This is a genomic window from Crystallibacter degradans, assembly GCF_012952295.1.
Taxonomy (GTDB): domain Bacteria; phylum Actinomycetota; class Actinomycetes; order Actinomycetales; family Micrococcaceae; genus Crystallibacter; species Crystallibacter degradans.
Window position 1 is genome coordinate 1 of the sequence record NZ_JABBCH010000111.1, and the last position, 255, is coordinate 255.

At 62.7% G+C, this 255-nt stretch carries 1 pseudogene; it reads left to right on the forward strand.

Annotated features, from left to right (window positions below):
- Nucleotides 1-182: pseudogene (locus HGO92_RS23335) on the forward strand (recombinase XerD); the annotation flags it as partial.
- Nucleotides 183-255 lie beyond the last annotated feature (73 nt).

The window sequence follows — 255 nt, forward strand, 5'->3', positions numbered from 1 at the left end:
TCGGCTCGCTCGGTATCCAGCTCACAGGAGCCCGCAACCGCTCGCTCGACGACCTCGTCACCCAGATGCCGCCGCCACTAGTCGCGGACGCACTCGGCTACAGCTACCAAGTGGCCTTCAAACACGCTGATTCAGCCGGAGAAAACTGGGCCAGATACGCCAGCCTGAAACGCCAACCGTAACCGGCGACGGAAAGCCAAAGCCCCAGCAGTATCGCCGCACAGAACACTACTCAGAGTCCTCCGGCGAACGGCC